Origin of the sequence: Sodalis sp. dw_96 (genome assembly GCF_018449575.1) — a bacterium.
In the GTDB taxonomy this organism is placed as follows: Bacteria; Pseudomonadota; Gammaproteobacteria; order Enterobacterales; family Enterobacteriaceae; genus Acerihabitans.
Window position 1 is genome coordinate 1 of record NZ_JAAVUT010000041.1, and the last position, 6,585, is coordinate 6,585.

Here is a 6,585-nt window from a genome sequence, read left to right on the forward strand (position 1 = left end):
AAGTAGGACAACCGGCAACGCCGGTTGAACGGAGCCGCAGGCGACGGCCCGCAGGGTGACCGCCGCAGGCGGGCATCAACTGCCAGGCTGAGTTATCTTTAATATCAAATAATAACGAATAAGTATCAGTTACGATTGATGATGAGTTAATATAATAAATGTATCCGATTAACTAAAAATGATAACAAAAATCCCTTCCCAAATACTACATACAACCCTGACTAAAATTTACTCAAATTTTACTAAAAATGATCTAACTTTGATAAGCTTATCTGGCGATTGATAATTATTACAAATAAATAATATATAGGCGATATTTGCAAGCGCTCTTGGTTTGGTATCTGTTTATATGAATGGACATATAAACGATTGAAAAAGACGTGAGATTATGCCAAAGGTTGATATTGCAAGATCCTATAAACCCGTTCATATCCAGACGGAAAACACTGAGGCTAAAAAGCCGAACGAAGGCTACAAAAAAATATTTGAAAAACTCATCTCAGTGAAAAACAACGTAGTCGCTTATTTATCTCATGTAAAAACACACTCTCTAAAATCCGTAAAACACCTGATTGGGTCGTTAAAATCGGTACGGGCTGATAAGCGCCGCGGCTCCGGGGTCGCGCAGCAGGGAGATGACAACATTGATCTGGTCTCTTACAAACCCCTTCGGGATCCTCTGGAGCAATTTGAAAATGATGTAGCGGAACAGCTTAGAGAATTGAATGAAAGTTTTCAAAAAGAAGTAGCAGATGAAAAATATAGGGAACAAGTCATTGATGCTATATTTGCAGCCATTTATCGAGACGTCAAAGCCTCGTTTGAAATACATTATTTCTTTAACAAACCCGATATGCCTGGAGATGAAAATTTGTCCCTGCCGGGGGAATACTTAAAGACTATCGGTCAAACTGCCTATGACTGGGATGTATCTTGCAACGAAAAAAGCGGCGTGTATGTACCAAAAGGAGCGGGAGCTAATCCTTTGCTAAATAGCGTTATCAGTATCTTGCAAAAAAAATATTCTAATCAGATAAAAGATCAAAAAAATATAGAAAAAATCAATGATAATATCAACGCCATGGTCGATAGATATTGTATTGATAATAGTCTGAAAAGCCCACTTGCGTTCAAGTCTGTATTAATTGAGATTACTGAAAACTGGCAGCGCAATATTAATAAAGATAATTCCTCCGATGCATAACGAATGCCATGCGTCGAAGATGGGTATGGATTAGCCCGTTGCAAGGCCTCTATCACCACCTCTCTTCATACGCGATCGCGAAAAATGTCCCTCACCCGATGCCAAGGGAATCGGGTAGAATAAGGTCATGAGAGTTTGAGATGAGTTAAACAATGATGATGCACGGTGTGCCGATAAAACACCTGAATACCTTTGGGATAGATGTTACCGCTAAACAGATTGTGACAGCCTGTTCCGAGACGGAGTTGGTAGCGTGTTGGCAGGAAGCCAAGGAAAAATCATTGCCCGTTTTATTGCTTGGCGGGGGTAGCAACGTCCTGTTTCTGGAGGATTTTGCCGGAATATTGTTGTTGAACCGTCTCATGGGGGTAAGCGTCACCGAGGATAAAAACGCCTGGCATATCCATGCCGGGGCGGGAGAAGACTGGCATGAGCTGGTATCGTTCACCCTGGATCGCGGCATGGCCGGGCTTGAGAATCTGGCCCTTATTCCCGGGCGGACCGGATCGGCGCCGATCCAGAATATCGGCGCTTATGGCGTTGAGCTGGAGAAGGTATGTGAATATGTCGATCTGATCGATCTCACTAACGGCGTCAACAAACGCCTCTCTGCCGCCGAATGCCGCTTTGGTTACCGGGACAGCATATTCAAACATGATTATCGCGACGGCTATGCCATCGTAGCGGTTGGTTTTATACTCAACAAAAGTTGGCGTCCGGTGCTTACCTATGGCGATTTGACCCGTCTGGACAGCAAACGTGTGACGCCGCGCGAGGTGTTTGATACGGTATGCGCCATGCGCCGCGCTAAATTACCCGACCCCGCCGTGGTGGGTAATGCCGGCAGCTTTTTCAAAAACCCACTGGTCAGCGCTGACGTGGCTCAAAACCTGCTGCGGCATTACCCTGAGGCGCCCCATTATCCCCAGCCTTCAGGTGAAGTGAAACTGGCTGCGGGCTGGCTAATCGATCAATGCGCCATGAAAGGTTTTCGATTGGGGGCCGCGGCGGTGCATGAAAAACAGGCTCTGGTGCTCATTAACGGCGGTCAGGCTACCGGCGGGGATATTGCAGCCCTGGCCATGTATGTCCGGCGCCAGGTAGCGGAAAAATTCACCGTCTGGCTGGAGCCCGAGGTCAGGTTTATTGCCGCCGAAGGCGAAGTGGATGCGGTGGGGGTGCTGTCATGAAAGACATTACCGTCCCCTTGAGATTGGTTAGGTTGCTGGCCGACGGCGATTTCCATTCCGGTGAGCAATTCGGCGAAACCCTTGGCATGAGTCGGGCGGCTATTAATAAGCATATCCAGACCTTGCGGGAATGGGGGGTGGATGTGTTTACCGTGCCGGGCAAAGGGTACAGCTTGCATGGGCCATTGCAGCTGCTTGACGAGAATATAATACTGTCCTACTTGCCCGAAGGCCGGGTTACGGTATTGCCGGTCATTGATTCCACCAATCAATATTTAATGGACCGGACTGCAACTCTCCGCTCGGGGGACGCCTGTGTCGCCGAATATCAAGGACAAGGGCGCGGGCGGCGCGGAAGGCACTGGTTCTCTCCTTTCGGCGCCAATCTTTACCTTTCGTTATACTGGCGTCTGGAGCAGGGACCCGCCGCCGCCATAGGGTTAAGTCTGGTCATCGGCATTATTATGGCGGAAGTACTCCAGCGCCTGGGTGCTCAGGAAGTGCGGGTAAAATGGCCGAATGATTTGTACCTGCACGATCGGAAGCTGGCCGGGATTTTAGTTGAAATCAGCGGCAAAGCGGGTGATGCGGCCCATGTGGTTATCGGCGCGGGTATCAATTTATCCATGCGTGAGCCGTTAAATCCGGTAATCGACCAAGGATGGATTAATTTGCAGGAAGCCGGTATAAAAATTGATCGTAATGATTTGACCGCGAGTTTGATTAATGAATTGAGGCAGGCGATGCCTATATTCGAACGTGACGGTTTTTCTGCTTTTCATCAACGCTGGCAGGCATTGGACAATTATTTTAATCGCCCGGTGAAACTCCTTATCGGCGATCGCGAAATAAAGGGTATTGCTCAGGGTATCAATTCACAGGGGGCGTTGTTATTAGAGCAAGATAACGAAGTCAAAGCGTATTTGGGTGGTGAAATCTCGCTGCGCGGGCTATAGGCGCATCGCTGCAAGCATCGTGCCGCATATTGCTGCATATTGCTGCTTAGTGCCGCATAGTGGCTACAATGAGAGGGAATAGGTGCGGTTATAGTGCGTACGTAATTGCGGATAGAGTGCGGCAATATCAATGTTTATCGCTACACTAAGCCGGCTAGCGTATTATATTAACGACACTGCAATAAACCCAAATATGTATCAGGGCTATTTATTGACCCGGCCTGAAGTTGACGATCAGGCCGGTCAGCGCTGCGCACAGGACAGGGTTACTTTCTTAAACGTATATTCTCTACCGCATGATTGGCGCTTTTGGTCAGGATCAGGCTGGCGCGTTCGCGGGTGGGCAATATATTTTCCATTAAATTCAATCCGTTGATTTCCGTCCATATTTGCGTGGCAATTTGCACGGCTTCTTCTTCCGGCAATTTTGCATAATGATGAAAATAGGAATCCGGATTGGAAAAAGCACCCTGGCGGAATTTTAGGAAGCGATTAATATACCAATTTTTTAGAAGTTTTTCCGGCGCATCCACATACAGCGAAAAATCGACAAAATCGGAAACGAATACATGATGCGAAGCATGCTGATAATCCATTCCGCTCTGCAGCACATTTAACCCTTCCAAAATAAGAATGTCGGGTTGCGAGATAACTTTCCTGTCTTCAGGGATGATGTCATAGATCAAATGGGAATAGACCGGCGCGCTGACTTCCTTGGCGCCTGATTTTACCTCGGAAACAAAATTTACCAGACTGCGCATATCGTAGGATTGTGGAAATCCTTTCTTTTTCATTATATCCCGCTCTTTTAATACGCGATTGGGAAAAAGAAAGCCATCGGTGGTAACCAACTCCACCGAACGGTGTTCCGGCCAGCGGCTCAGCAACGCCTGAAGTACGCGAGCCGTGGTGCTTTTACCTACCGCCACACTGCCGGCAATGCCAATGACATAGGGAATATGCTGACCGTTGGTACCGAGAAACTGTTCAAGAACCGCCTGTCGCCGCAGGTTCGAACTGATATAGAAATTCAGTAAGCGAGAAAGGGGGAGATAAATTTCCGCCACTTCATCCAGTGAGAGATCCTCATTTATCCCTTTGAGCTTGATGATTTCTTCTTCAGTCAACGTTAAGGGCACGGTATCCCGCAAAGCGGCCCATTGCTTCCGGTTGAACTGAAGATAGGGGGTGGTAAGTGATTGATCACGATTTATCATAAGCTTAGCCAGCCTGTTAAGCAGGTCCAACCGGGGCAGCCGAGCCCACCCGGGACGAAAACAAGCTGCATAGTATAGACAGCTTCATTGGCATCGTAGAGTATTTTTTCTGCTTATAGTATTGAATTGTGACGGTGGCGTGTGACCGTAAAGCCCGGATCGACAAAAAGATCGGGCTTTGCGGCCTTGTCATGCTTTAGCTGGCGATGGCTTGTATCTGCTGATTAACCGCAAACAGGCGTTTATAATAAATGGCGGTAGGATAATAATACCCGCCGGGAGTACAGGCATAATCGGGAATTTCACCCAAACAGCGATATCCCATGGTGCGGTAAAATGTTTCTGCCGATGAACCCGCCTGCGTATCCAGATAAAGCAGGCCGCGCTGCATTCCATACGCGGTGCGTTCCACGGCAGTAATCAATGATTTACCGATACCCTGGCGACGGGCTTTGCTGTGCACTAATAATTTTTGAATTTCCGAACGGTTCTGTCCGTTGGGTTTTTGGCATAAAGCCAACTGAATACTGCCGACAATGCCTCGTTCATCACGGGCAATCCAGAGTAATAACTCATTTTTGGCGATAGCGGGGGTCAGTTCGCGGATATAGTTTTCCGCATCTTCCCGGGTCAATGGATGTTTATACCCCACCGAGGCGCCATGGAGGACCGCATCCATCAATAAACCCGCGAGTTCACTGCGATAAACCGGAAGCGTCGATGCATTGAGTTGCACTATTTTCATGATGTCATCCTCTTGTCGCTGATAACAGGTAATATCACGCAATAGTCATGCCAAGAGTTAAATAACCATGATCTTATTAATAACCTTGATTATATAATGAATTTTTCTGCTATTCCGACTTTTCACTTAAGGTTAATCTTGAGAATGCGTCTTTACGGTGCAGGTTTACCTTTTTAGTGCAGTGATAACGATCACGATTTTGACAATCTTCCCTTGAGGGGATATGTTAACGGCCTGAGTTGTCGTCCGGCTTGTTATTGAGCGTCGGCATGTCGGGTGAGCTATGCAGAAGCCGTCATAAAACCGTATTAAAACAAATCTGAATTTTGCCTTTGGGACTGAAAATCAACCAACTTTGTGAATCCTTTTACAAATTTGGGTATTTTGTGAGCGAAAATTCGATTTACGCGATTTTTTTGTTGCATAGGTCGCCGGCTCTACCTAGAATGCGCTGCACTTAACGCCGGCATAGCTCAGTTGGTAGAGCAACTGACTTGTAATCAGTAGGTCGAGGGTTCGACTCCTTCTGCCGGCACCAAAAGAAAATTCAGGTGGGGTTCCCGAGCGGCCAAAGGGAGCAGACTGTAAATCTGCCGTCACTGACTTCGAAGGTTCGAATCCTTCCCCCACCACCAGATTGGCCGCGGGCAACCAAGGCAATCCCCGATGCAATGTTACATGAGTATCGGGGGGAAGGTTGAGAACCTTCGATTAAGGTTCGAGTCGTGCAGCGCGAGACAACGTCGCTTGCGACGGCCCGAAGGGTGAGGAACGAAGTGACGAATAATCCTTCCCCCACCACCAGATTGGCCGCGGGCAACCGAGGCAATCCCCGATGCAATGTTACATGAGTATCGGGGGGAAGGTTAAGAACCTTCGACAAGGTTCGGAACCACTGGACCTTTCAACAATCTACAGGAATATCAGGTAGCCGAGTTCCAAGTTGCGGGCATCGTATAATGGCTATTACCTCAGCCTTCCAAGCTGATGACGTGGGTTCGATTCCCACTGCCCGCTCCAATGTGCTGATATAGCTCAGTTGGTAGAGCGCACCCTTGGTAAGGGTGAGGTCGGCAGTTCGAATCTGCCTATCAGCACCACTTTCAGTCTCCCTCCTGATTCACTTTCTGTTAGAAAATAAATTTATCAGGTGTTTACCTGGTTGATGTGGTGATACCACCGATTTATTCGTGTCTTAGAGGGACAATCGATGTCTAAAGAAAAGTTTCAACGTACAAAACCACACGTTAACGTCGGTACTATCGGCCACGTT

The 6,585-nt window shown here is 47.7% G+C and carries 6 protein-coding genes, 4 tRNA genes and 1 other RNA gene; 9 read left to right on the forward strand and 2 right to left on the reverse strand.

The features are described from left to right. Window positions 1-388 precede the first annotated feature (388 nt). The 3 genes from HB631_RS26565 (at window position 389) to birA (ending at window position 3,350) form a co-directional block, all read left to right on the forward strand. Window positions 389-1,204 carry a hypothetical protein gene (locus tag HB631_RS26565; RefSeq protein ID WP_213994179.1) on the forward strand — a complete coding sequence of 272 codons (816 nt, stop codon included), beginning with the start codon at window positions 389-391 and terminating at the stop codon, window positions 1,202-1,204. A 152-nt stretch (window positions 1,205-1,356) separates the two neighbouring features. Beyond that, window positions 1,357-2,394, forward strand: a complete 1,038-nt coding sequence (gene murB, locus HB631_RS26570; protein ID WP_213994180.1) for a UDP-N-acetylmuramate dehydrogenase — start codon at window positions 1,357-1,359, stop codon at window positions 2,392-2,394. After that, complete coding sequence (gene birA / locus HB631_RS26575) at window positions 2,391-3,350, forward strand: bifunctional biotin--[acetyl-CoA-carboxylase] ligase/biotin operon repressor BirA (protein ID WP_213994181.1); 960 nt, start codon at window positions 2,391-2,393, stop codon at window positions 3,348-3,350. The genes murB and birA overlap by 4 nt, the downstream gene beginning before the upstream one ends. Before the next feature lie 266 nt (window positions 3,351-3,616). Here birA and coaA read toward each other — a convergent pair whose 3' ends face one another. Next, a complete protein-coding gene (coaA, locus tag HB631_RS26580; RefSeq protein ID WP_213994182.1) occupies window positions 3,617-4,567 on the reverse strand; it encodes a type I pantothenate kinase in 951 nt (316 codons plus the stop codon). A 196-nt stretch (window positions 4,568-4,763) separates the two neighbouring features. Further along, the gene (locus HB631_RS26585; RefSeq protein ID WP_213994183.1) at window positions 4,764-5,312 is read right to left on the reverse strand and encodes a GNAT family N-acetyltransferase; all 549 of its coding nucleotides are present in this window, start codon (window positions 5,310-5,312) and stop codon (window positions 4,764-4,766) included. A 462-nt stretch (window positions 5,313-5,774) separates the two neighbouring features. Here HB631_RS26585 and HB631_RS26590 point away from each other — a divergent pair. From HB631_RS26590 to HB631_RS27220, 6 genes are all read left to right on the forward strand, one after another. Then, a tRNA-Thr gene (locus HB631_RS26590) sits at window positions 5,775-5,850 on the forward strand. A 12-nt stretch (window positions 5,851-5,862) separates the two neighbouring features. Next, window positions 5,863-5,947 (forward strand) — tRNA-Tyr (locus HB631_RS26595). 41 nt (window positions 5,948-5,988) lie between these two features. Continuing rightward, a non-coding RNA gene (locus HB631_RS26600) (RtT sRNA) lies at window positions 5,989-6,116 on the forward strand. A 141-nt stretch (window positions 6,117-6,257) separates the two neighbouring features. Next, window positions 6,258-6,332 (forward strand) — tRNA-Gly (locus HB631_RS26605). A gap of 4 nt (window positions 6,333-6,336) precedes the next feature. Continuing rightward, window positions 6,337-6,412, forward strand: a tRNA-Thr gene (locus HB631_RS26610). A gap of 110 nt (window positions 6,413-6,522) precedes the next feature. Beyond that, on the forward strand, window positions 6,523-6,585 hold a 63-nt coding region (locus HB631_RS27220; protein ID WP_255557335.1), incomplete at its 3' end, for a hypothetical protein.

What these genes read in the sequence shown, in the direction of transcription:
- murB (WP_213994180.1), top strand. Translation starts at nt 1,357, where the DNA reads ATGATGATGCACGGTGTGCCGATAAAACACCTGAATACCTTTGGGATA.
- HB631_RS26585 (WP_213994183.1), bottom strand. Translation starts at nt 5,312, where the DNA reads ATGAAAATAGTGCAACTCAATGCATCGACGCTTCCGGTTTATCGCAGT.
- HB631_RS26565 (WP_213994179.1), top strand. Translation starts at nt 389, where the DNA reads ATGCCAAAGGTTGATATTGCAAGATCCTATAAACCCGTTCATATCCAG.
- coaA (WP_213994182.1), bottom strand. Translation starts at nt 4,567, where the DNA reads ATGATAAATCGTGATCAATCACTTACCACCCCCTATCTTCAGTTCAAC.
- birA (WP_213994181.1), top strand. Translation starts at nt 2,391, where the DNA reads ATGAAAGACATTACCGTCCCCTTGAGATTGGTTAGGTTGCTGGCCGAC.